20 protein-coding genes are annotated in these 24493 nt (G+C 62.7%); 6 read left to right on the top strand and 14 right to left on the bottom strand.

From position 1 onward, the window contains the following. Window positions 1-185 precede the first annotated feature (185 nt). Window positions 186-983, top strand: a complete 798-nt coding sequence (locus FHW58_RS18340) for an ABC transporter substrate-binding protein (RefSeq protein WP_179674585.1) — start codon at window positions 186-188, stop codon at window positions 981-983. Window positions 984-1111: 128 nt separating this feature from the next. Here the strand turns inward: FHW58_RS18340 and FHW58_RS18345 are convergent, their stop codons facing one another. Beyond that, window positions 1112-1516 carry a response regulator gene (locus FHW58_RS18345; RefSeq protein WP_179674586.1) on the bottom strand — a complete coding sequence of 135 codons (405 nt, stop codon included), beginning with the start codon at window positions 1514-1516 and terminating at the stop codon, window positions 1112-1114. A 187-nt stretch (window positions 1517-1703) separates the two neighbouring features. Here FHW58_RS18345 and FHW58_RS18350 point away from each other — a divergent pair, with 187 nt between their 5' ends. Further along, complete coding sequence (locus tag FHW58_RS18350) at window positions 1704-2153, top strand: hypothetical protein (RefSeq protein WP_179674587.1); 450 nt, start codon at window positions 1704-1706, stop codon at window positions 2151-2153. A gap of 329 nt (window positions 2154-2482) precedes the next feature. Here the strand turns inward: FHW58_RS18350 and FHW58_RS18355 are convergent, their stop codons facing one another. From FHW58_RS18355 to dusA, 5 genes are all read right to left on the bottom strand, one after another. Beyond that, window positions 2483-2884, bottom strand: a complete 402-nt coding sequence (locus tag FHW58_RS18355) for a hypothetical protein (RefSeq protein WP_179674588.1) — start codon at window positions 2882-2884, stop codon at window positions 2483-2485. Between the two features lie 143 nt (window positions 2885-3027). Continuing rightward, window positions 3028-3369 (bottom strand): energy transducer TonB, encoded by a 342-nt coding sequence (locus FHW58_RS18360; RefSeq protein WP_179674589.1) that lies wholly within the window; start codon window positions 3367-3369, stop codon window positions 3028-3030. Between the two features lie 66 nt (window positions 3370-3435). Further along, window positions 3436-3768, bottom strand: a complete 333-nt coding sequence (locus FHW58_RS18365) for an energy transducer TonB (RefSeq protein WP_179674590.1) — start codon at window positions 3766-3768, stop codon at window positions 3436-3438. Between the two features lie 109 nt (window positions 3769-3877). Further along, entirely contained in the window at window positions 3878-5641 is a 1764-nt protein-coding gene (locus FHW58_RS18370; protein ID WP_229265394.1) for a methyl-accepting chemotaxis protein, read from the bottom strand. 339 nt (window positions 5642-5980) lie between these two features. Then, entirely contained in the window at window positions 5981-7006 is a 1026-nt protein-coding gene (dusA, locus tag FHW58_RS18375; RefSeq protein ID WP_179674591.1) for a tRNA dihydrouridine(20/20a) synthase DusA, read from the bottom strand. 252 nt (window positions 7007-7258) lie between these two features. Here dusA and FHW58_RS18380 point away from each other — a divergent pair, with 252 nt between their 5' ends. The 4 genes from FHW58_RS18380 (at window position 7259) to FHW58_RS18395 (ending at window position 9693) form a co-directional block, all read left to right on the top strand. Beyond that, window positions 7259-7624 (top strand): hypothetical protein, encoded by a 366-nt coding sequence (locus FHW58_RS18380; protein WP_179674592.1) that lies wholly within the window; start codon window positions 7259-7261, stop codon window positions 7622-7624. Window positions 7625-7748: 124 nt separating this feature from the next. Then, entirely contained in the window at window positions 7749-8504 is a 756-nt protein-coding gene (locus tag FHW58_RS18385; RefSeq protein WP_179674593.1) for a helix-turn-helix domain-containing protein, read from the top strand. Continuing rightward, window positions 8491-9222, top strand: coding sequence for a hypothetical protein (locus FHW58_RS18390; RefSeq protein WP_179674594.1), 732 nt, complete (start codon window positions 8491-8493; stop codon window positions 9220-9222). Before FHW58_RS18385 ends, FHW58_RS18390 begins: the two co-directional genes overlap by 14 nt. 18 nt (window positions 9223-9240) lie before the next feature. Further along, complete coding sequence (locus tag FHW58_RS18395; RefSeq protein WP_179674595.1) at window positions 9241-9693, top strand: GNAT family N-acetyltransferase; 453 nt, start codon at window positions 9241-9243, stop codon at window positions 9691-9693. A 126-nt stretch (window positions 9694-9819) separates the two neighbouring features. Here the strand turns inward: FHW58_RS18395 and FHW58_RS18400 are convergent, their stop codons facing one another. The 8 genes from FHW58_RS18400 to rimP all read right to left on the bottom strand — a co-directional run bounded on the left by FHW58_RS18400 (window position 9820) and on the right by rimP (window position 24352). After that, a complete protein-coding gene (locus tag FHW58_RS18400; protein WP_179674596.1) occupies window positions 9820-12060 on the bottom strand; it encodes a DUF3141 domain-containing protein in 2241 nt (746 codons plus the stop codon). A gap of 134 nt (window positions 12061-12194) precedes the next feature. Next, window positions 12195-15371, bottom strand: coding sequence for a TonB-dependent receptor (locus FHW58_RS18405; RefSeq protein WP_179674597.1), 3177 nt, complete (start codon window positions 15369-15371; stop codon window positions 12195-12197). A gap of 583 nt (window positions 15372-15954) precedes the next feature. Next, on the bottom strand, window positions 15955-17790 hold the full coding sequence (typA, locus tag FHW58_RS18410; protein WP_179674598.1) for a translational GTPase TypA: 1836 nt from the start codon (window positions 17788-17790) through the stop codon (window positions 15955-15957). Window positions 17791-17901: 111 nt separating this feature from the next. After that, window positions 17902-18831 carry a tRNA pseudouridine(55) synthase TruB gene (gene truB, locus FHW58_RS18415; RefSeq protein WP_179674599.1) on the bottom strand — a complete coding sequence of 310 codons (930 nt, stop codon included), beginning with the start codon at window positions 18829-18831 and terminating at the stop codon, window positions 17902-17904. A gap of 91 nt (window positions 18832-18922) precedes the next feature. After that, window positions 18923-19312, bottom strand: coding sequence for a 30S ribosome-binding factor RbfA (rbfA, locus tag FHW58_RS18420; RefSeq protein ID WP_179674600.1), 390 nt, complete (start codon window positions 19310-19312; stop codon window positions 18923-18925). A 72-nt stretch (window positions 19313-19384) separates the two neighbouring features. Then, on the bottom strand, window positions 19385-22255 hold the full coding sequence (infB, locus tag FHW58_RS18425) for a translation initiation factor IF-2 (RefSeq protein ID WP_179674601.1): 2871 nt from the start codon (window positions 22253-22255) through the stop codon (window positions 19385-19387). Between the two features lie 46 nt (window positions 22256-22301). Continuing rightward, on the bottom strand, window positions 22302-23867 hold the full coding sequence (nusA, locus tag FHW58_RS18430; protein WP_179674602.1) for a transcription termination factor NusA: 1566 nt from the start codon (window positions 23865-23867) through the stop codon (window positions 22302-22304). Beyond that, the gene (rimP, locus tag FHW58_RS18435; RefSeq protein ID WP_179674603.1) at window positions 23864-24352 is read right to left on the bottom strand and encodes a ribosome maturation factor RimP; all 489 of its coding nucleotides are present in this window, start codon (window positions 24350-24352) and stop codon (window positions 23864-23866) included. The genes nusA and rimP overlap by 4 nt, the downstream gene beginning before the upstream one ends. Between the last annotated feature and the right edge of the window lie 141 nt (window positions 24353-24493).

Here is a 24493-nt window from a genome sequence, read left to right on the forward strand (position 1 = left end):
GACACAGGCTCGTGTAGCAAAGTAAAAAAGCGCCCGAGAGATGAGAGTTTTTTGTGGCAAATGGTCCCCCATCAGCCACCCCAAAGAATTCGCATGTAGAGATCAGCGTCAGTTTTCCACGAAAACTGGCGCTTTTTTCGTTATGCGACGTCAAGCGTTTATGCAGCTTACTCCGTCGAGGCTCTATGTCGAAATTGCTCTGGCGCCGTCTCCGAATTGCAGCTTCTCCTCTACTGTTTGCGTTTGGCGCCGCCACGGCCAGTGGCGACAGCGCCGCGAACGAGGTGGTTCATGTGCTGGTGGAGGACAATTTCAGTCCGTGGTCCAACCACAATGGCACCGGGCTGGCGAACGAGCTGGTGCGCGCGGCGTTCGGCGCGGTCCATGTCGATGTCGACCTGCGCGTGGTGCCCTATGCGCGTTGCCGGGCGCTGGTAATCCGCGGTGCGTCGCCGAGTTGTTTCAGCATGTCGCCGTCGAAGGATTTGGCCGATACCGTGCGGTTTGCAGACAAACCGTTGTACGCCGTGACGTTGCATGCCTTCGTCGGCAAAACCAGCGGGTTGACACTGAATTCCATCGATGACTTGCGCGCGGGAATGCGCGTCGGCGTTGTGAACGGGTATGAGTATCCGCCCGGCGTTGCGGAGTTGGCCAAACGCGGGGTTGTGCTGGAGTCGACGCAGTCGGAAACCCTCAACCTGCGCAAGCTGGCTGTGGGGCGGCTGGATGTCGCGCTGGTGCTGACGGACCAGTTTCGCAGCGCCGAGCTGGTGAAGCTTCAATCAGGCGCGGTCAAGATCATGCGGTCTTTCGCGGGGGCGAGTCAGCCGTCGTTCATCGGCTTCAGCATGTCGCATCCGGATGCGGAGCGCCAGCGCACGCTGTTCAACGCCGGATTCAAGATCATCACCGAGAACGGCAAACGCGCGGCCATCGAGTCGCAATGGCACTACCAGTGCTCCGCCTACTGCCCCGAATGACAGCGCTTGCAACGCCTGTTTGATCCAAATCCAGGGCGCCATGACGATGCCGTGTATCAGCTAACCTGGCGCATGGCCGGTGGCGCCGTGGGGATCATTGGCGTCGTGGTGGCGGCGATACGTTATCTTTAGGCCTTGGCGGCGCGCTGGGCGCGTAATTGGGCGGCGATCTTGTCCAGCATGTCCATCACGGTGCCAGGATTGAAGGGCTTGACGATGTAGCCCTTGGCGCCGTTGCGCAGCGCCTGCTCCACCGTGCCACGGTCGGTGCTGGCGGTGACCATCAGCACCGCCGCCTTCGGCTGCCGCTCGGCGATCCAGTTCAGCAACTGCAGGCCGTCGCCGTCCGGCATCACCACGTCCAGACAGATGATGTCGGCGTGCTGCGAACGCAGCCGCAGACGCGCCGCTTCCGCCGTGCCGGCATCGCCCACCACCTCGTACTTGTCGCCCTGGATAATCGCGCGCAGCAAACTGCGCGTCATTTCGTTGTCGTCGATGATGAACACGCTCAGTCCCTGGTGCTGTGGCATGCCGGCCTCCCGTCGCTATCATGTTGCCAACTATAACCGAATGACCTTTACCAATGCGTAAGGTTACAACATTTTGACCACGGCCATTGCCCGCCGGAACTAGATTAACGCTACAATATGACATCGTTTGCATCCCCATGCAAAGCCGCGCAACACCGCTACTTATCCCCTGAAAACGTGTAAGTGTATGTCCCAAGAAAAATCCATCTCTGAAGTCAGTACCTATAGCAAAGACACGCCAGTGGGCCGCCCCGATACCGATGGCCGCGCCGCCGTCTTCGTTCCTTCGGCGTCGTTTGACGCCGGCAACAACGCCGGCATCCGCCTCGGCGCGGGCATCGTCGGCTTCGGCAATCCGGACGGCACGCTGACCGTGTATTTCGAAGGCAACCGCTTCGACGAGAGCAGCCTGCACAAGTGGGAAAACAAGGCGCGCAAAGCCTACGACCGCATGGTCATGAGCGCCCCCACCGTCTCCAAAGCCAAGCTGAACGCCAACATGCTGGAGCAGATCGGCATCATCGACGGCATGGGCATCCACCTGAAGCAGCCGGAACGCCTGGAACAATGGCTGGCGCAAGCCAACGCGCTGGACACCGCCCCGGCCGGACCGGTGACGCTGTGGAAAACCAAATAAAAGTTGACTAGAAGATAGAGACGAGCTTTTGTCCTACATTTTGTCGGACATTCGGCTGATGTCGCAGGCGCGGGCCGTGGACTATTCTGGAGTCATTCCAGATCCCTCTTTGTCCAGGAGCCCGCCATGGTACGCTATCTACACATCGCCTTCGGTGCCTTGCTGATTACGGTGGCTGGCGCGTCGGCGTACGAACTGTGCTCGGAAAACGTGCTGAGCCAGGCTTCGATCTACGTGTTGCGCTAAGCATCACCGTTCCACCAGGTCAAAAAAAAAATCCCGCTGCGCGCGCCAGGCGCCAGCGGGATTTTTATTGGCCAAGCCGCTGCTCAGCGGTGGTGGTAGCCACCCCAGCCACGGCCGCCCCAGCCGCCACGGCTCCAGCGGCTCCACGAGAAGTTCAGGCCGAGCGACACCGGCGGGTAGTAATACGACGGCGCCGGCGCATAGTACACCGGCGCGGGCGCGTAATAGACCGGCGCCGGCTGGGTCACATAGGTGGTGGTGGTGCTGTAGGCCGGCTCGGTGGTGTAGACCACGCGCGATTGCGGCTGGGCCGGCAGTTCCTCGGTCCACGTGCCCGATTGCGCCGGCGTGCCGGCAGGCAACACCGACACGGTGTGCCACTGATATGGGTCCTGCACGGTGGCAGTGGTGTAGTAGGCTGGACGCTGCGTGGCGCAGCCGGTTAGCGCCGCCAGCGCGGCAACAGCGATCACAATGGTTTTCATGGCGGTTTTCTCCTCAATCCAGATCCTACTATATAAGGAAGTCCGGCGCCGTTCCTGTGGCATTACAGTTTATTACAACCCTCAGCACAGACGAAAAAAAGGACCGCGAACGGTCCCTTTTTTCCCGGCACGCCGCTTGCAGCTTAGTCCAGCTTCCAGGCGTAATCGACCTTGGTCCAGGTTTCGGCGGGGGCCCCGTCCTTGGTGCCCGGCTTGAACTTGCAGGCGCTCAGCGCCTTGATGGCGGCCTTGTCCAGATTCTTGAAACCGCTGCTCTTGTCGACCTTGGAGTCGGCCACGCTGCCGTCCGGCTTGACCAGGAACGACATCGATACCGTGCCCTGCTCTTCGTTCATCAACGACGCTTTGGGATATTCGGCCTTGCAGTTCTTGGCATCGAACGATGCGGGAACTTCGGCGGCAAAAGCGGTGCCCGATACCAGCACTGCTGCGATCACACTCAACCAACGCTTATTAGTCAACATCTGATTTCCCCAAGTGTAAGAATCCGGCGTGCAGGCCATGCCCATGCATGGCCTGTTTGAGACGATTTACAGCTTCCAGCTGTAGTCGACCTTGGTCCAGGTCTGGGCTACAGCGCCATCCTTGGTGCCCGGCTTGAATTTGCAGGCGCTCAGTGCTTTCAGCGCGGCCTTGTCCAGGCCCTTGAAGCCGCTCGATTTCTCGACTTTGGAATCGACCACGTTACCGTCGGTGCCGACCAGGAAAGCCATGGTGACGTCGCCCTGCTCTTCGTTCAGCAGCGACGCTTTTGGATATTCCGCCTTGCAGTTTTTGTCGGCCAGCGAGGCTGGCACTTCAGCGGCGAAAACAGCCGAGGTGGCGACGGACAGGATGATGGCGGCGAATACAGACTTGTTCATAATACGATTTCCCAACAATTTGTTATTAATGACTGGTTAAACGAACTCCACAGCGGGCCATCTGTCCACAAGAGCGGACGGCAGACTGCGGCAAAATTTTTAGAACGGCTTAGAACTCTTCCCACTCATCGCTACCGGCGGTGCTGGCTGCCGCGGCGACTTTTTTCGGTTTGGCTGCCGGTGCCGGCGCTGGCGCCGCTTTGGTCGCCAGTTTCTTCACGGGAGCGCGGGCTGCGGCGATCGGTTTGACCACGGCGGCCTTGGCGGCCGGCGCCAGCGCCGGGGCGATCACCGCCGCGCGCTCTTCACCTTCCACCAGCTTGAAGATGCTGACCACGCGAGCGAGCTCGCCGGCCTGATCTTGCAAGCTTTGTGCTGCGGCGGCGGCTTCTTCCACCAGCGCGGCATTCTGTTGGGTCATGCTGTCCATCTCGATGATCGACTGGTTGACCTGGGCAATACCAGCGCTCTGTTCCTGGCTGGCGTTGGCGATTTCGCTCATGATGTCGGTAACGCGGCGCACCGAGGACACCACCTCGTCCATCGTCACGCCGGCCTGGCCCACCAGCTTGGTGCCGGCGCCGACCTTCTCGACCGAATCATCGATCAGGGCCTTGATTTCCTTGGCGGCCGCGGCGCTGCGCTGGGCCAGGTTGCGCACTTCCGACGCCACCACGGCGAAGCCGCGGCCCTGCTCGCCGGCACGGGCGGCTTCCACCGCCGCGTTCAGCGCCAGGATGTTGGTCTGGAAGGCGATGCCATCGATCACGCCGATGATGTCGACAATCTTCTTGGCCGAGGCATCGATCGAGCTCATGGTGTCAACCACTTCCGACACCACCTGGCCGCCCTTGACCGCCACATCCGACGCGGCCGAGGCCAGCTGGTTGGCTTCACGGGCGTTGTCGGCGTTCTGCTTCACGGTCGAGGTCAGCTGATCCATGGCCGACGCGGTTTTTTCCAGCGACGACGCCTGCATTTCGGTACGCGACGACAGGTCGACGTTGCCGGCGGCGATTTCACGCGAGGCGGTGCCGATGGTCTCGGTGCCGGTGCGCACCTGGCTGACGATGTCGCGCAGGCTGTTGCGCATTTCACGCATTTCGAACACCAGGCTGTTCTTGTCGGCGCCGGTGGTGTTGATCGAGATCGACAGGTCGCCGTCGGCGATGGCGCCGGCGATCGAGGCGGTGTAGTCCGGCTCGCCGCCCAGCTGCTTCAGCAGGCCACGGGTGATCACCAGCGCGGCCGCCACCGAGATCGCCACGGCCAGCAGGCCCATGATGATCATGAAGGTACGGGCGCTGGAGAAGCCGTTGGCGGCGTCCACCTGCATCTGCGCGTTCATCTTGTCTTCCAGCGTGCCCAGCTGTTCCAGCGCGGTCATCCATTTTTTCTGGGCCGGACGGATTTCTTTGACCAGCACGCGGGTCGCCTCTTCAGGCTTGCCCGCCAGCCACAGGTCCTGTGCCTTGGCGATGGCCGGCATGGCGACGGCTTCGGCTTCCTTGACGGTGGCCAGCAGCGCCTTCTCTTCCGGCACCGATTCCAGCGCGAATTGCGCGCCCAGCTTGTTCTGGTACTCGGCGTACTTGCCGGCCAGTTCCTTGATACGGTTCATGTCGGCTTCCATGTCGGCCGGATCGGCGATCATGGTCAGCACGCGCAGCGAATTGATGCGTTCGGCAACGTTGTTACGCATGTCCACCACCAGGCGCGACACCACGTTGTTGACGCTGATCACGTGGTCCAGACGGTTCTGGATCTGCGCCATGCGCAGGATGCCGACGGCGGTAACGGCCACCAGGAACACCAGCACCAGGGCGAATCCGAGGCCCAGGCGGGTACCGACTTTCATTTTTGCTAAATTCATTTCGTCTTCTTCTTAAGTGACACTGTTGATAGAAGTTGCCTCGGACAGGCCCCGCTTGTGGCGCCCCATCCCAACAAAACCCTTGCTGCTAAGTAATAGGCTTTAACAGTAGCAAACAATGACTGCGAATGCAAAAAATTGCAGCTCCACCGGCAGCCTGCATGTAGTTTTTTGGAACCGCTATACGACACGAAAGTCGGTGGATATGTGTGTATATTCAGGAATTATAGATGCAAATTTTGCCTCAAAGCAAGCAATTACTGCCCGGAAAATACGCAAACGAACTTTCTGTGTGGAAATGCCGCCACAGCCGAGAAAAGTTTGTCGTTAGCGCTGGTTTCAGGCAGCAAAACGCAGGCGGGCTGCGGCTTCGAGCAGTAAGTGGGCGTCGCCGAGGGCGAGCTTTTTGGAGTCGGACAAGGTCTGACGGAAGGCGCGGGCGCCGGGCAGGCCGGTCATGATGCCCAGCATGTGGCGGGTGATGGAGTTGAGCTTGAGACCGAGCGGGCCGTACTGGGCGAGCTGGGCCTGGATGTACGGCACCATGGCCTCCAGCACCTGTTCGCGGGTTGTCGGCGCGCGGCTGTCGCCGTAGTAGCGCTGGTCGAACGTGGCCATCAGGAACGGGTTGTGGTAGGCCTCGCGGCCCAGCATCACGCCGTCCAGATGCTGCAGATGCTCGTCGATTTCGGCCTCGGTCTTGATGCCGCCGTTGATGATGATTTCGAAGTCAGGAAAATCGCGCTTCAGCTGGTAGGCATAGTCATACTTGAGCGGCGGGATTTCGCGGTTTTCCTTCGGCGACAGGCCTTTCAGGATGGCGTTGCGGGCGTGGACGATGAAGGTGGTGCAGCCGGCTTCCGCCACTTTACCGACGAAATCGCGGACGAAGTCGTAACTTTGCACGTCATCGATGCCGATGCGGTGCTTGACGGTGACGTCGATCGACACCGCGTCGCGCATCGCCTTGACGCAGTCGGCCACCAGTTGCGGCTCGGCCATCAGGCAGGCGCCGAACGCGCCTTTCTGCACGCGCTCGGACGGGCAACCGCAGTTGAGGTTGATCTCGTCATAGCCCCACTGCTCGCCCAGCCGGGCGCTGGTGGCCAGGTCGGCCGGGTCGCTGCCGCCCAGCTGCAATGCCACCGGATGCTCTTCCTCGTTGAAGCGCAGGTGGCGCTCGACGTCCCCATACACCAGCGCGCCGGTGGTCACCATTTCCGTGTACAGCCAGGTGTGCTTGCTGATGTGGCGGTGGAACACGCGGCAATGGCGATCGGTCCAGTCCATCATCGGCGCGACGGACAGGCGGCGGCTCGGCACTACGGGCGCGTGGTCGGCGGTCGGCAGGTTGAGGATGGTCATGGCGGCTACGCTAAGGGAATCGCGGAAGGGGTCGGCATTATACCGCACTTTCGCCCGCCGCCGCGCTAGCCAGTCGGGCCGCCGGTGAGAATTGGTGAGAATAGTGATGCTAATTGGCAACTATAATGCGGCAAAAGTTTTACCTTTGATCAACAATTATTTATTGATAGGAAAATAATGCCTGCCGATCTGTCCTGCCCAGCCTGCCAAAGCGACGCCACACAAAAGTTGTCTCTGGTTTTTGAAAACGGCATGTCCGATGTCAACACCACCTCGCGCTCCGTCGGCGTCGGCATTGGACGCGGCGGTCTGGCCGTCGGCGGCGGCAAGACCAAAACCCAGGGCACCTCGCAGACGGTAGCGTCCCAGAAAGCCGCGCCGCCGGCGAAGAAGCCTTATCTGAAACCCTTGCTGTACATTTTCCTGGCAATGGTGGTGGCCGGCTTGTTCCTGACAGGTCCGGTGCTGGGCCCGGTGGTGTCGTTGGTCTGGCTGGGCGCGTCGATTGCTTACATCATCGCGGCGCGCAAACACAACAGCGAGGTATGGCCGCAACTGTATGCGCAATGGGACCGCAGCTTCGTCTGCAACCGCTGCAGCCACACCTTCCAGGCCTGACAGCCGGTCGCGCCGCCCGGCCGGGCGGTGCGAAATTCTTGCATATTCCGCCATATTCATCTTTTCATTCTTGCATGAATACCCAAGAATACGCCTCAAGTCCCCCCTCAGAAAGGTCGAGCGTATGCATTTTGGCGAAAAATTGAAGCAAATCCGCACCGAGAAGAATCTGACGCAACCGCAGTTTGCCGAGGCCATCGGCATCGAGCAGTCCTACCTGTCCAAGCTGGAGAACGACAAGTCGCAGCCATCGGCCGACATGTTCAGCGGCATCGTCAAGGCGCTGCAACTGACGCCGGCGGAGCTGCTGGCCGGCATCGACCGCAAGGTCCTGCAGACTTCGCTGCGCCACATTCCGGAAGTCAGCCAGTTTCTCAACGGCGAGGTGCGGCGCCGCGTGCACGACGCCCGCAAATACATCTGGAGCGCGGCAGCCGCCTGCCTGCTTGGCTTCGCGCTCATGCTGGCTGCCAATGACGGTATCTTCTTCGCCAACAATCTGTACAAGTACCGGTCGCTGGGCGTGATCCTGCCGGGCGAGTCGGACCAGATCTTCGAGCAGTACGCCAAAATCCAGAATCTCCTCATGCAGGCGCACACCATCACGCCCGAGGTGGCGCTGAAAGCCCAGGCTGAGTTCGAGGCCAACCGCGTCAAGATCCAGACCATCGAGCACTGGGGCAATCGCGGCGGCGTCTTCTTTGTGCCGGCCGCCAACGGCCAGCGCAAGTTCGAGCTGGTCGACGTGACCTACGTCCGCGCGCCGCAAAACCAGGTGATGCAATACGCCGGCGCGCTGCTGCTGTTCGGCGGGGTGCTGTTGCTGGTGGTTGAATGGCGCATGCGCAAAGCCGGCGGAGGTGCCCATGTCGCGGCTTAGCACCTTCCTGGCTGGCGCCGCCAGCATGGCCGGCGCGGTGGCCGCCGTGGCGCTGCTGACCGGCGCCCGCGCCGACCGCCACCCCGAGTTTGACGAGATCACGGTCGGCCGCATCAACATCGTCGAGCCCGACGGCACCAAGCGGCTGGTGATCTCCAACCGCGCCCGGTTCCCCGGCGACTTCATGCAAGGCAAGGAAGGCGCGCGGCCAGACCGGCGCACCTTCGCCGGCATGCTGTTCATCAACGACGAGGGCACGGAAAACGGCGGCCTGATCCAGAAAGGCAGCATCGGCGACGACGGCAAGGTGTCGTCCGGCCTGTCGCTGACCTTTGACCGCTTCCGCCAGGACCAGGCGCTGCAGTTGCTCAACAACGACAGCGCCACGCACCAACAGACCGGGCTGCGCGTCAACGACGTACCCTACTTCCAGACCACCTCGCTGGCCGACGTGCGCCGCTTCGGCGACGAGGCGCGCGCCCTGCCGGCCGAGCAGCGCGACGCCTACTGGCAAACGCTGGCCGACCAGGAACGGCTGAGCGTCAACCGCATCTGGCTGGGCAACACGCGCGACAAGGGCGCGGCGCTGCAGCTGAAGGACGCGCGCGGCCGAGTGCGCATGCTGTTGCTGGTCAGCGCAGACGGCGCCCCGCAGATCCAGATGCTGGACGAAAACGGCAAGGTCAGCAAAACCATCACGCCGGCTTCGCGCGAGTAGTCCGCTATACTGGCGCGCATGCAGATCACTTTCGAATCCCCCAACCAGCCGGAGGTCATCGCGCTGATCGCCGATCTCGATGCCTACCAGCTGACCTTGTATCCGCCGGAGTCCGTCTACGCGCTCGACCTGAATGCGTTGATGCGGCCGGAGGTGAAGTTTGCCGTAGCGCGCGATGCGGACGGCGTCATCGCCGGCTGCGGCGCGCTGGTGCTGTCGGCCGAGTATGGCGAGATCAAGCGCATGTACGTGCAGCCGCGCATGCGCGGCCGGGGCATGGCGCGCCAGCTGATGCATCTGCTGGAACAGGCTGCCCGCGACGCCGGCTGCCCGCTGATGGTGCTGGAAACCGGGCCGTCGCAGCCGGAGGCCATCGCCCTGTACGAGCGCCATGGCTTTGCGCGTTGTGGCCCGTATGGCGAGTACCGCGACGATCCGCTCAGCGTCTTCATGCGCAAGCCGCTGCGCTAGCGCAGGCGTTACCACCGTTCAGCCACCGTGTGATTCGTGATTCCGGCGCAGGCCGGAATCCATACAACGCATGCGTCGTCTCATTGCGAACGTTCTATGGGTTCCGGCCTGCGCCGGAACGACAGCTCAGGCGCCCTTCTTCTTGCCGCGCACCACTGCCAGCTTGGGCGCGGCCGGACCGAACATCTCCGCGATGCGCTCCAGCCGTGCGGCCGCCTCGCCGGTCAGCGTGCCGGTGGCGCCGGCCACCTGGCGCACGATGCCCAGCGCCGCCGCGCGCGCTTCCGGCTCGTCCGGCAGCAGCAGCGGCAGGTCGGCAACCGCGGCCGCCTCATCGACCTGCAGCATCAGGTACTGCTCGCGCAGGATTTTCTTCAGCATCGTCACGCTCATTTCCTGATCATCCGACGTGCGCAGCCGCAGCTGGCGCATCGCCGCGAAGGCGCGCTCGTCGGCCGCGCTCATCTCCGGACTGCGGAAGATGTACAGCAAGGCGCGGATGATGGCCTCGGTCACGCCGCCTTCCTTGGTCCTCAGCGCCGCTGCCGCGCGGTTGGCGTTGATGGTCGCCTCGCGCGCGATGTCGCGGCCGATGCGGCGCGGCCTGCCACCGTCCGTGCTCAGCCCCACCAGCGCCTGCAGCACCGGCGAACCATAAATGCCCAGGAAGATATTCTCGGTGGCCTGGTCGCGCACCTCCTTGTAGCGGTCCAGCGCGTCGACGATCTGCTTCGACCAGGCCTCCTGCAACTGCAGGAACACATTGTCCTTGGCCACCGGCCGGCGCGCCGCGCGCACCTTCTCGGCCAGCGCCGGAATGTTGTTGAGCAGCGGATTCTTGCTGGAGAACGCCGTGTAGCGCATGCGCAGCGGATGCGCCTCGCGCAGGTGCTCGGCGCTGGTTTCGGTCACCAGGCTTTTCACGAGCGGGGCGGCGAAGGTCTGGTACAAGCCCTTGTTGATCTCCGACACCCGGGCGACGGTGGCGAAGCGCCGCTCGTCGGCCACGTCGTTGCCGCCCAGCGCGCGCAGCGCGTCCAGGTTGCGGCGCTCGAAGCGCATCACGTAATCGCCGGCCGCCAGGTCGCCGGCGGCGATTTCCGCCTGCAGCATTTCCTCGTCCTTGTCGAGGAACACCGCCTCGTACAGGCCGGGCGGCATGATGTCGATCATGTCCATGGCGGCGGTGAATTCCTCGTGCTCCTTGTTGGCCACCGAGGCCGAGACGAAGATGCCGAGGTGGCCTATGCTCTGGTGCATCGAATAGATGATGGTCTGGCCGCCGGCCACCAGCGCCGCGTCGTCCTCGTACAGGTCCAGCACCCAGCCCAGCGCCTGCTGCGGCGGCGTGATGTCGTCGCCCCACGAGCAGAACACCACGATCGGCGACTTGACGTTGCGCAGGTCGATGCGATGGCCGGCGCTGTCCAGCAGTGCGGCGTCGCTCAGGCGGTTGCCGACGAACAGCGAGTCGGCGATGTACTGCATCTCGCCGGCGTTCAGCAGTACCGGGTTGCCCCACCATTTTTCAAAGTCGAGGAAGCGCTGCGCCTCGGTATCGATCTTCGAATACACGTTGTAGTTCTTGCTCCAGAAGGTGTTGGACGGATTCATCTTCTCGAAGTTGGCGACCAGTTGCGCGCCGTCGAAGATGCCGTTGCCCAGATCGCCCGCCAGCGCCGTCATCCAGGTGCCGCCGAGGATGCCGCCAAGATAGCGCAGCGGATTCTTGCCGCGCACGCCGGCCCAGTACGACAGCGGCGCGCCAGCCAGCACCAGCGGCCCGACCAGGTCGGGGTTGAGCGCGCTGGTCATCATGATCTGCCAGCCGGCCTGGCAGTTGCCGATCAGCGCCGGCTTGCCGTCGGCATGGGGATGCAGTTCGGCCACCCTGGCGATGAACTGCGCCTCGGCGCGGCACACGTCCTCGATGGTCTGCCCCGGCACCGGGTGCGGCGTAAAGCCGACGAAATAGCAAGGATGGCCGGCCTTCAGCACCACGCCGATCTCGCTGTCATGCTTCATGCCGCCGATGCCGGGCCCGTGGCCGGCGCGCGGGTCGAACACGATGAAGGGACGCTTGGTGGGATCGGGCTCGATGCCGTCCGGCTGCAGGATGCGCAGCAGGCCGTAATTGACCGGGCGCTCCAGGTGGCGGCCGTCCATCACCACGTCAAAGGCGAAGGTCAGCACGTGCGGCGCGGTCTGTTCGGCACGGTGGTTGCGTTCATCGCCGCGCTGGCGCAGCACGTCCATGAACAGGACCGAGCGCTGGGCGGCGTCGATCCAGTAGTCGCTTGCCTGTTGGGCAAGATTGAAGGGATTGCCGGGCCAGTTCAGCCAGGAAAAGCTCTTGTCGTCACTCAAGGTAAGCCTCCATGCGTTTTTGCTGCCACGCACAAAGTACCCCAGTGCAAAAGAAAACGCAAACGAAAAAAAACCGCGGCCGAAGCCGCGGTTTCATGAAGATGGCGCATGTTGCCGGCGCCATCAGATCAGCGTCAGAACTTGTGGTTGTATTCCACGGTGAACTTGGCATAACGCGGCGATTGATAGCTCATCACCTCGTTGTATTTTGCCGTGATCACGCTGCTGTCGCCGTCATCGTAGGTTGGGTTGGTGCTGATTGGCGACTGGTTGTTGAAGACGTTAAACACGTCCACTTTTACCGTCAGACCCTTGATCAGTTGTGGCGAGTACGCCAGGTTCAGATCCAGGCGCTTCTCCCACGGCATGCGGCCCAGGCTGCCGCGCGGGGTCGGCTTGTCGCCGCAGTAGTAGTACTCGGCGCCATAGCCCGGACCACCGTATTCCTGCCCCAGCGGATAGGCTGGATTGCTGCCGTTGTCGGAGGCGTCGTTGGTGCCCAGGCACAGCTTCGGACGGCCGGATTGCAGCAGCGCGAACGCGCCCACGGTCCACTCAGGCGTGAGCTGGTAGAAGCCGTATGCCTTCAGCTGGTGCTTGCGGTCGTTCGGCAGCAGGCCGTTCGAACCCGGCGCGAATTCCGGGAAGTCCCAGGCCGCCGAAGTGCCGACGTCGGTCTGGCCGGTGTCCGAACGGGTCTGGCCTTCCATATTGCCGCGGCTGCGCGACAGCGTGTAGTTCACGCGGCCATACCAGCCGTGGCGCATCGGGTGCTCGGCGAAGAAGTCCAGCGCGGCGTAGGTGCGCTCGGCTTTCGGCTCGCCGATTTCCGCAGCGCTGAAGTGCGCCATCTGGCCTTTGCCGGTCACTACCGGGTTGCCGGCGGCGTCGTTGCCGTCGACCCACAGGGTGACGTCGCGACCCGGGTTGTAGATGTAGCAGTTGACGGCGCCAGGGTTCTGGATGTCAATGCCGTGTTCGCTCGCAAACTTCAGGATCGGCCGGGTGTCGCAGCTGTCGTCGATACCGGCGCCCAACTTGCGGTAGGTGCCCTTGATGCCGAAGTTCAGATCAGGGCTGTAGGCCTTTTCGAAGCCCAGCGTGATCTCGTCCTGGTAGTTGGGCTTGAGGTCCGCCGCCACCACCGACTGGACGTTCTTCGCCTGGCCATACTCGCCATCCGAGGACACCGGCGTGTTCACCGCCTTCAGGCCCAGCGGCACGCCGGTGGTCGGATCGATGCCGGTGTAGGTGAAGTCCTGGGTGGTGAAGGTCGAGCGGCTGGCGGCGCGCGCGGCCACCTGGGTCGGCAGCTGCAGGTAGTAGCGGCCGGCGCTACCGTAGATCTTCAGCGAGCTGTCGCCATTGGCGTCCCACGACGCCGAGAAGCGTGGCGCCACTTCGTGCTTCATGTCGACGAACTTGGCGCCGTCGCCGGTCGAGTTGCTATAGCTGTCGTTACGCAGGCCCAGCGTCAGCAGCAGGTCCTTGCGCACCTGCCAGCGGTCTTCGATGTACTGTGCCGATTGCTTGGCGGCGGCCGAGGTCAGCGAGTTGAAGATCGATTGCGACACGTAATAACCAGCGGTGCCGGAGCCGCCGAAATCGGCGACGTTGCCTGGCCGCGCGCCGGACAGATTGATGGTCTGGCCAACGTTGGCGGCGCCGACGTATTTATACGCCCACGACGAGCCGCCGCTGCGGATCTGGCCGGCGGCCGAGGTGGTCAGGCGGGCCGAATCGATACCGGCGCGCAGGGTGTGGTTGTCCAGCTTGTATTCCAGGTCGAAGCGGGCCGCCTTGGTTTCATCTTCGCCCGGAGTGCTGATGTAGCCTGGGAAGATGTTGTAGTTGCGGTACAGCGCCGGATCAATCGCGCCCCACTTGGCGGTGGTGCCGTAGGTGATGGTTGGTGGTACGCCGCCGGTGCCGGCGTTGGCGCCCAGCGCCTCGTAACTGACGCCGTGCTTGCTCTTCAGTACGCCGTACAGACCGGTGATGACCAGGTTGTCGGTCAGGTTGCCGGTGTATTTCAGCATGTTGACGGTGGCGCCTGGCGTGCCTGGGAATTCCGGATCGGTCGGGCCCAGGTTTTTGCCCACCGCCGAGGAGTACAGCTGGCCGGTCGGCACGCCGTCCAGTTGCGCGGCGGCGTTAGGATTGTTGGGGTTGAGCGCGTAGCCGTATTTCTGGTAGCGGGTCTGGCTGCTGTCGCCGGCCGTGGTGAACTCCAGGCGGTGATCGTCGGTGATGTTCCAGTCCAGCTTGCCCAACCAGCGATTTTCCTGCTGGCGGTTCTTGCTCCAGCCGCTCTGGTTGATGGTGGCCGGGTTGGTCACCGAGGTCGAATTCACATACGAATCCTTGGTGATGGTCTGGTCGCCCGCGATGAACATGAACAGCTTGTCCTGGATGATCGGGCCGCCCAGGTAGGCGCCATACTGGCTGCTGCTGACCGAGCGGTTGTCGCGGCGAACGTCGAGCTTGCCATCGGTGCCGGTGTTGTTCGGATCGCCGGTGTTGGCGTAGTTGAAGTTGTGATACGAGGCGCGCAGGCTGGATGGCTCGATGCTGTACATCGCGCCGCCTTCCCAGGTGTTGGTGCCGCTCTTCGAGGTCACGCTCAGCACGCCGCCGATCGAACGGCCGTACTCGGCGCCGAAGCCGCCGGTCATCACCGACGCCTGCTGGATGGCGCCGAACGGCAGTTCCATCGAACCCAGCTGGCTCAGCGGGTTGGTGATCGGGAAGCCGTTCAGGTAGAACGCGTTTTCCGACACGCCCGAACCGCCGAACGACGCGGTGTTGCCATACGCGGAATCACCCTTGGTGGTGTTCGGCGCCAGCAGTACGATCGCGTTCAGGTTTTGCGCGACTGGCAGTTTTTCCAGTTCCTTGGCGGTAAACACGGCGCCGTTGTTGGTGTTCGACACATCGATGCGGTTGCGGCGACCGGTCACCTGCACCGCCTGGACGGAAGCGGCGAACGACGCGTTGGCGCCCTGCCCGGCAAACACATCCACTTCAGCGGTCTGGGCGACAGCGCCGTTGCGCACCAGGTCGACGCGGTAGTGGCCGGCCGGCAGCGCCGTCACCTGGTAGCGTCCCGATGCATCGACATTGACCGTACGCTTCAGGCCAGTTTCGGTGTTGGTCAGCGCCACCGAGGCGCCGGCCGGCGCATCGATGGTGCCGTAAATGTTGCCACTGGCGTTGGACTGCGCCATGACAGGCTGAACGACACCCGCGGCAACGATGGCGCTACCAAACGCGATGGTGAGGGCGCGCGCGATCACAGTTTTTCTCAGCATAGTTTCAATTCCCGATCAGTAGGCCGGCGGCGGGGGTATGGGTGTGTTTCCACCGTTCGGCTGTTTTTTAGTGATGCGACCGTTTGTAACCAATAGTCGCTTTTTCTACTAACTTTTAGAGCGCAAGCTCATGGGAGTGATAAAACCATGTTGCCAAAAGTGATGTCAATTGCCGAGAAATAGTTTCATCAATAAAACAACATTGTTGGATCGATTAGGCTGAAAATGCACATTTATGGTGCGAAAAATCACCAATCCGGAGCGGCCGCGCACCAGCTTTTTTAGTGAAAAATCTTACTTAACCTAGGTTAATACGATATTTAATTTTTTATTTTTCATTTTTTGTGAAATTTAATTCATAAAAACGACAGGATGCCCGTGCGAGCGCGCACGGCTGGAGGCACTAAAATGTAACGCAAATTGCGTGTCTTTTTACCACTGATACATAGGAATACATAACGCCACATGAACGTAACGCATTGTAACTGGCGGTATCACGTTGTAGCAGGAAGCATCGCTGCGAAACCGCAAAAAAAAACCGCCCGGTTTGCACCGGGCGGTTTGTCGAGGGACTGTCGCAGACTTATGCGCCTTCGCGGGAGGCTTTCTTGCGCTCGTGCTCTTTCAGGTAGCGCTTGCGCAGACGGATCGATTTCGGGGTGATTTCCACCAGTTCGTCGTCCTCGATGAACTCGACCGCGTATTCCAGCGACATCTGAATCGGCGGCACCAGGCGCACCGCTTCGTCGGTGCCCGAGGCGCGCACGTTGGTCAGCTGCTTGCCCTTGATCGGGTTGACGACCAGGTCGTTGTCGCGCGAGTGGATGCCGATGATCATGCCTTCGTACACCGGGGTGTTGTGCTCGACGAACATGCGGCCGCGATCCTGCAGCTTCCACAGCGCGTAAGCCACGGCGGCGCCGTCGTCCTGCGAGATCAGCACGCCGTTGCGACGGCCGGCCAGTTCGCCTTTCGAGGTGTCCACTGGTGCGTAGGCATCAAACACGTGCGACATCAGGCCGGTGCCGCGGGTCAGCGTCATGAATTCGCCCTGGAAGCCGATCAGGCCACGCGCCGGGATGCGGTATTCCAAACGCACGCGGCCCTTGCCGTCCGATTCCATGTTCTGCAGGTCGCCACGGCGGCGGCCCAGTTCTTCCATGACGCCGCCCTGGTTGGCTTCTTCCACGTCCACCGACAGCATTTCGTACGGCTCTTCGCGCACGCCGTCCACCATCTTGAACACCACGCGCGGACGCGACACGGCCAGCTCAAAGCCTTCACGGCGCATGTTTTCCAGCAGAATGGTCAGGTGCAGCTCGCCGCGGCCCGAGACTTCGAACACGGTGTCGTCGTCGGTTGGCAGCACGCGCAGCGCCACGTTGGATTTCAGTTCTTTTTCCAGGCGGTCGCGCAGCTGGCGCGAGGTCACGAACTTGCCTTCGCGGCCGGCCAGCGGCGAGGTGTTGACCATGAAGTTCATGGTCAGGGTGGGTTCGTCCACGGTCAGCATCGGCAGCGCTTCCGGGGTGTCCGGCGCGCACACGGTCGAGCCGATGCCGATGTCTTCGATACCGTTGATCAGGATGATGTCGCCGGCGACGGCTTCGTCCACCAGCACGCGCTCCAGGCCCTTGAAGTTCAGCACCTGGTTGATGCGGCCCTTGGTCGGGGTGTCGTCCGGACCGTTCAGGAACACCACTTCCATGCCTGGCTTGACGCGGCCACGGTTGACGCGGCCAATACCGATCTTGCCGACATACGACGAGTAGTCCAGCGAGGTGATCTGCATCTGCAGCGGGCCGTCCGGGTTGTCGTCACGCACTGGCACGTATTTCAGGATGGCGTCGAACAGCGGCTTCATGTCGCCGCCGCGCACGCTTTCGTCCATGCCGGCGTAGCCGTTCAGGCCCGAGGCGTAGACGATCGGGAAGTCCAGCTGCTCGTCGGTGGCGCCCAGCTTATCGAACAGTTCGAAGGTCTGGTTGATCGCCCAGTCGGCGCGCGCGCCCGGACGGTCGATCTTGTTGACCACCACGATCGGCTTCAGGCCCAGGGCCAGCGCCTTGCGGGTGACGAAACGGGTCTGTGGCATCGGGCCTTCCTGGGCGTCGACCAGCAGCAGCACCGAGTCCACCATCGACAGCACGCGCTCCACTTCGCCGCCGAAGTCGGCGTGGCCCGGGGTGTCGACGATGTTGATGTGGGTGCCTTCGTACTCGACCGCGCAGTTCTTCGACAGAATCGTGATGCCGCGCTCTTTTTCGAGGTCGTTCGAGTCCATCACGCGGGTATCGACCGCCTGGTTTTCACGGAAAGTACCCGACTGGCGCAGCAGTTGGTCAACCAGCGTGGTTTTGCCGTGGTCAACGTGGGCGATGATTGCAATGTTGCGAATTGCGCGTTTAGTAGTAGACATGGTCGTTATCTTGGGGGAAAAACTGCGGGCTGCGCACAGGACGTACGCTAAGCCCTCTAGTATAGCATGTTGCGATGCAACTTATCGTAAATATCGCATCGCCGCGGTGGTTTAGCTGTGGGACGCGGCAATCAGGCGTTCCGGCGCGAGGATGGCGTATTCCTGCAGCAGCCCGGTGCCGAGCAGGCGGTCGCCATCGTAGACGCGCACCCGCCCGCTGTGGCCGGGCGGCACGGCCACGGCCGGCTCCTTGCCCAGCGGCAGGCGCTGGCCTTGCAGGAAGCGCTTGGCCAGCGCGGCGGTCAGGTCCACGCGCGGGAAGCTGGACAGCAGCGCGTCGACCGGCGACAGCAGCGTCAGCGGCGCGCTGTGCGCCACCAATTCGTCCAGCGTGATCATGTGCGCGGCGGTCAGCGCGCCCACCTGCGTGCGGCGCAGCGCGTTGAGGTGGGCGCCGCAGCCGAGCGCCGCGCCGATGTCCTGGCCCAGCACGCGGATGTACGTGCCCTTGCTGCAGGTGACCGACAGCGTGAGGAACGGCGCCTCGTAGGCGACCAGTTCCAGCTTGTGAATGACGACGTCGCGCGCCTCGCGCTCCAGCGTGATGCCTTCGCGCGCGTACTCGTACAGCGGCTTGCCGTCGCGCTTGAGCGCCGAGTACATCGGCGGCACCTGCTTGATCGGGCCGCGGAAGCGCGCCAGCACGGCGTCGATCTGCGCCAGCGTGACGTTGACGTCGCGCGTCTCGATGACTGCGCCCTCGGTGTCGCCGGTGTCGGTGGTCTGGCCCAGGTGGACGATGGTGTCGTAGGCCTTGTCGGCCTCCAGCAAGTCCTGCGAGAACTTGGTGGCCTCACCAAAGCACAGCGGCAGCAGGCCGGTGGCGAACGGGTCGAGGGTGCCGGTATGGCCGGCCTTCTTGGCGTTGAGCACGCGCTTGGCCTTGATCAGCGCGTCGTTGCTGGAAAAGCCGACCGGCTTGTCGAGCAGCAGCACGCCGTCCACCAGGTCGCGGACTTTTTTAGGATGAGTTTGCTTCATAGTCACTTCAGCATGGGTTCCGGCGTGCGCCGGAACGACGGCGCGGGATGCCCGTCATTCCGGCGCACGCCGGAATCTATAGAACACCTGATTACTCGTCGCCGTCGTCCAGCGAGCGGGTGCTGTTGGCCTGGTCGATCAGCGCCGACATCGCCATGCCGCGCGCGGCCGAGGTGTCGTGCACGAAGTGCAGCTGCGGCAGCGTGTGGATGTGCAGACGCTTGCCCAGCTGGTTGCGCAGGTAGCCGGACGCGGCCTGCAGGCCGGCCAGCGTGTTCTTCACCGACTCCGCATCGTCCTTCAGCATGGTGAAGTAAATCTTGGCGTGGGCGTAGTCCGGGGTCACCTGCACCTCGGCCAGCGTGATCATGCCAACGCGCGGGTCTTTCAGTTCAAAGGCGATCAGTTCGGACAGGTCCTTCTGGATCTGATCGGCCACGCGCAAGCCGCGCTGTGGGATGTTTTTGCTATGTTTTGCCATGATGATTCCATAAACGGCAAGTGGACGGGAAGTCCCGTCCACTTTACCAGATACCGCGCTGTCGCCCTGAAATTACAGGGTACGGGCGATTTCCTGCACTTCGAACACTTCCAGGGAGTCGCCCACCTGGATGTCGTTGTAGTTCTTCAGCGACAGGCCGCACTCCAGGCCGGCGCGCACTTCCTTGGCGTCGTCCTTGAAGCGTTTGAGCGAGTCGATCTCGCCGGTCCACACCACGATGTTGTTGCGCAGCAGACGGACCGACGACGAACGCTTGACCACGCCATCGGTGACCAGGCAGCCGGCGATCGCGCCAACCTTGGACACCATGATGACCTGGCGCACCTCGACCTGGCCGGTGACGGTTTCCCGCTTCTCCGGCGCCAGCATGCCCGACATTGCCGCCTTCACCTCTTCGATGGCGTCGTAGATGATGTTGTAGTAACGAATATCCACGCCGTTCGATTCGGCCAGCTTGCGCGCCTGGGCGTCGGCACGGGCATTGAAGCCGATGATGACCGCCTTCGACGCGACCGCCAGGTTGACGTCCGACTCGGTGATGCCGCCGACCGCCGCGTGGACGATCTGCACCCGCACTTCCGAGGTCGACAGCTTCTGCAGCGAGCCCACCAGCGCTTCCTGCGAACCTTGCACGTCGGTCTTGATGATCAGCGGCAGGTTCTTCACCTCGCCCTCGGCCATCTGGTCGAACATGTTTTCCAGCTTCGCAGCCTGCTGCTTGGCCAGCTTGACGTCGCGGAACTTGCCTTGACGGAACAGACCAATTTCACGCGCCTTGCGCTCGTCGGCCATGACCATGACTTCCTCGCCGGCTTGCGGCACCTCGGTCAGGCCCTGGATTTCGACCGGAATCGACGGACCGGCTTCGGCGATCGGCTTGCCGTTCTCGTCCAGCATGGCGCGCACGCGGCCGAAGGACGACCCCGCCAGCACCACGTCGCCGCGCTTCAGCGTACCCGACTGCACCAGCACGGTGGCCACCGGGCCCTTGCCCTTGTCCAGGCGGCCCTCGACCACCAGGCCGCGCGCCGGCGCATCCACCGGCGCCTTCAGTTCCAGCACCTCGGCCTGCAGCAGCACCTGCTCCAGCAGACCATCGATGCCCTGGCCGGTCTTGGCCGACACCGGCACGAATGGCGAATCGCCACCGTATTCTTCCGGCACCACGCCTTCGGCCACCAGTTCCTGCGTCACGCGGTCGACGTTGCCGCCCGGTTTGTCGATCTTGTTGATCGCCACCACCAGCGGCACGCCGGCCGCCTTGGCGTGCGAGATCGCCTCCTTGGTCTGCGGCATCACGCCGTCATCGGCTGCCACCACCAGGATCACGATGTCGGTCGCTTTCGCGCCGCGGGCACGCATGGCCGTAAAGGCTTCGTGGCCCGGCGTGTCCAGGAAGGTGATCATGCCGCGTGGCGTGTCCACGTGGTAGGCACCGATGTGCTGGGTAATGCCGCCGGCTTCGCCCGACGCCACCTTGGCGCGGCGGATGTAGTCCAGCAGCGAGGTCTTGCCGTGGTCGACGTGACCCATGACGGTGACCACCGGCGCGCGCGGCACCGCTTCGAAGTGCGCGTGTTCGCCCTGGTCGGCCAGGATCGCTTCCGGATCGTCGACCTCGGCGGCATGCGCCTTGTGGCCCATTTCCTCGACCACGATCATCGCGGTTTCCTGGTCCAGCACCTGGTTGATGGTGCACATCTGGCCCAGCTTCATCAGCTGCTTGATGACCTCGGACGCCTTGACCGACATCTTGTGCGCCAGCTCGGCCACGGTGATGGTTTCCGGTACATACACGTCCTTGACGATGGCCTCGGTTGGCGCCTGGAAGTTGCTTTCGCGCTCGTCCGACTGGTGGTGGCGACGGCCGCCGCCCTTGCCGCCGCGCCAGCTGTCGCGGCCGGTGGAGGCGGTGTTGCCGGCGTTGCCGCCACGGCCCTTGGAGCCGCCCGGACCGCCGCGCTTCTTGGCGTCATCCTGCCAGGTCGACGACACATTGGCCGACTTGATCGACTTCTTGTCGTTGCCGGCGACCGGCTTCTTGTCGTCCTTCTTGTCGCCCGGCTTGGCCGCGTTGGCGGCGGTGGCCGGCTTGTGCAGCGTGCCCTCGGCAACCTTCGGCTTGGCCGGGGCCGGTGCCGGCTCCGGCGCCTTGATGGCGCGCCGCGGCGCGTTCATCATGGCCTTGATCTGGGCCACTTCGTCCGCCACGGCCTGGCGCGCGCGCTCGGTGGCGGCAGCTTGTTCGGCGGCCTCCTTGGCGGCGGCCGCAGCCTTCTTCTTGGCTTCCTCGGCGGCAGCTTTCTTCTTGGCTTCCTCGGCGGCGTTGTCGACCGCCGGGGCGGCCGCTGGCGCGGCGGCGGCAGCAGCCTTCTCGGCGGCAGCCTTCTTCGCCTCTTCCTCGGCCTCGCGCTTGGCGGCGGCCTCGGCTTCGGCGGTGGCCTTGGCCTGGGCGGCCTTGTCGGCCTCCAGCTTGGCCAGGCGCTCCTGCTTCTCGCGCAGCTCGGCTTCCTGGCGCGCGATCAGCTCGGCCTGCTTCTTGGCCTCTTCCTCGCGGCGCGCGACTTCCGCCGCGTCGATCACCGGCGCCGGCGCGGGCGCGGGCGTGGTGGTCAGCGGTTCGTCGCGCTGCACGAAGGTACGCGTCTTCTTGACGGCGACCTGGATCGTGCGGGCCTTGCCGTTGGCGTCGGCCTGCTTGATCTCGGTGGTTTCCTTGCGCGTCAGCGTAATTTTCTTCTTCTCTTCAGCGCCGGCGCCGTGGGTACGGCGCAGGTGATCGAGCAGCTTATCCTTATCCTCTTTCGACAATGGATCTGACGCCGAACTTTTCTCGACGCCGGCAGAACGCAGCTGCGTCAGCAGCAAGTCTGCAGGCATCTTCAGTTCGGTGGCAAATTGGGCTACGTTGTTACTCGCCATTCAGTCCTCTTTTCTATGTGTCGCGGAGATGATAAAGATACTCAAATTAAGCCTTTGCGGATTCAGTCAGACTCCAGGCCTTGGCTTGCAGCGCCTTGGCACGGTCGTCGTACTTCGCGTCAACCAACTTCATCTCATCGTCGGTCACATCTTCAAATTCACTCGTAATCAGTGCGCGTGCGCGGTCCGACGACAACGCCAGGATGGCGCCGAATTCGTCGTAAGCCAGGCCGGCAAACGCTTCTACCGTTTTGATACCAGCCAGGCCCAGCTTGCCGGCGGTGATGCGGTCCATGCCTTCCAGACCGACCAGCGCCTCGTCCATGCCTTCCAGGCCTTCTTCCGAAGCGATGGCTTCGGTGACCAGGGCGTCACGGGCGCGGGTGCGCAGTTCGTTGACGGTATCTTCGTCAAACGATTCAATCTCCAGCATTTCCGAGATTGGCACGTATGCGATTTCTTCCAGGCTGGCAAAGCCTTCTTCCACCAGGATGTCGGCCACTTCCTGGTCGACGTCCAGTTTTTCCATGAACAGCGCGCGGATCGCGGCGGTTTCCTGGGCTGCCTTGTCGGCCGATTCCTCGGCCGTCATGATGTTGATCTTCCAGCCGGTCAGGTCGGAAGCCAGGCGCACGTTCTGGCCGGAACGGCCGATCGCGATCGCCAGGTTTTCTTCGTCCACCACCACATCCATGGCGTGCTTCTCTTCGTCGACGACGATCGAGGACACATTGGCCGGCGCCAGCGCGCCGATGACGAATTGGGCCGGGTCCTCGGACCACAGCACGATGTCCACGCGCTCGCCGCCCAGCTCGCCGGTAACGGCTTGCACGCGCGAACCGCGCATGCCGACGCAGGTGCCGATCGGGTCGATGCGCTTGTCGGCGGTGTAGACGGCGATCTTGGCGCGCACGCCAGCGTCGCGCGCGGCCGATTTAATTTCCAGCATGCCCTGCTCGATTTCCGGCACTTCCAGTTCGAACAGCTTCATGATGAATTCCGGCGCGGTGCGCGACAGGATCACCTGCGGGCCGCGCATATTGCGGTCGACGCGCAGGATGTAGGCGCGCACGCGGTCGCCGATACGCAGGTTTTCCTTCGGGATCATCTGGTCGCGCGGCAGGCGCGCCTCGATCTTGCCGGATTCGACGATGGCGTCGCCGCGCTCCATGCGCTTGATGGTGCCGGTGACCAGCGAGTCGCCGCGTTCCAGGAAGTCGGCCAGGATCTGTTCACGCTCGGCGTCGCGCACGCGCTGCAGCACCACTTGCTTGGTGTCCTGGGCGAAGCGGCGGCCGAATTCCACCGATTCAATCGGCTCTTCGATGTAGTCGTCCACTTCGATGTCGGCGATCTGTTCCTTCGCCTCGAAGTGCAGGATTTCCTGGTCTGGCAGCTGCAGGCCGGCTTCGTCAGGCACCACGTGCCAGCGACGGAAGGATTCGAACTCACCCGACTCGCGGTCGATCGAAACGCGGATGTCGACTTCACCCTCATAGCGTTTCTTCGTGGCCTGCGCCAACGCGAATTCCAGTGCGCCGAAAACCACATCCTTATCGACGTTCTTTTCACGCGCCAGCGCGTCTACCAATAACAAAACTTCGCGACTCATGCTTTGCGTCCCTTAAAATCCACCTGCGGCACCAAGCGTGCCTTATCCACATCGGCGAGCGTAAAATCCAACTGCGCCGGACCTTCATTGCTTTCAAATTCCAACGACAAATTCTCGCCCTCGGGCTCCAGCAGGACGCCCGTGAACGATTTCCGGTTGTTCGTACCCGGCATGGCCGCGCGCAGCTTGATCACTGCCTCGCAGCCGGCAAACCGTGCATAATCCGACAGCTTGCGCAGCGGACGGTCCAGCCCCGGCGACGAGATTTCGAGCCGTTCGTACGGAACGTTCTCGACCGTCAGCACGTGCGACAGCTGATGGCTGACCGTGGCGCAATCCTCGACGGTGATCGGACCTTTTTCTTCGGCATCTTCCGCGCTGAAATCGATAAACACGCGCAGCAGTCCGCGCTCGGCCCGTTCGACATCAACCAGCTCATAGCCCAGACCGGTGACGGTCTTTTCAATTAATTCCGGCAGCTGCAAGAAAATTCTCCAGTTCAAGGCTTGTTAATGTGGGTACACAACAAGCCGTTTAAAACGGTTCAACAAAAAAAAAATGGGCATCTGCCCATCTTCTTGAAACACCTAGCCAGATGAAGAGTTCAGCGCCGTTTGTGCATTCCT

Source organism: Duganella sp. 1224 (assembly GCF_013408245.1).
Lineage (GTDB): Bacteria > Pseudomonadota > Gammaproteobacteria > Burkholderiales > Burkholderiaceae_D > Rugamonas.